This is a genomic window from Bacteroides sp. HMSC067B03, assembly GCF_001811315.1.
GTDB classification, from domain to species: domain Bacteria; phylum Bacteroidota; class Bacteroidia; order Bacteroidales; family Bacteroidaceae; genus Bacteroides; species Bacteroides faecis.
In genome coordinates this window covers 1-339 of record NZ_KV804445.1, presented here as the reverse complement: position 1 = coordinate 339, position 339 = coordinate 1, and the positions used below count along the sequence as shown (strand labels likewise).

The window sequence follows — 339 nt, the reverse complement described above, 5'->3', positions numbered from 1 at the left end:
GAAAGTCCGTTTCGGCAGACGGTTTTGTGCCTTCCGCCACCTTCTTGGCTGTTTCCGCATTATAGAACGGGCAGTCGTTATTCTCAAAGAACTTGATACCCATGAAGCCTTTCGGTTTTCCGGTTGCCGGATCAAGGTAGAAAGTACGGTCATAGAAGTACTTTGACGCATCCTTATCCAGCAACAAGTCACCCATGTGCAGGGGGGAAAGCACCATGTACAGGGCATCGGTAACGGGAAGGTTCCACGTCTTTGCGAGCGTTGCAAAATCGACCAGATCCTTATAAGACAGTCTCAAACGACCATTAATATCTTTCTCACCCGTTGTCCGGATAACAG

General features: G+C 48.7%; 1 pseudogene. It reads right to left on the bottom strand.

From position 1 onward, the window contains the following. Positions 1-339: pseudogene (locus tag HMPREF2794_RS21670) on the bottom strand (hypothetical protein); the annotation flags it as partial.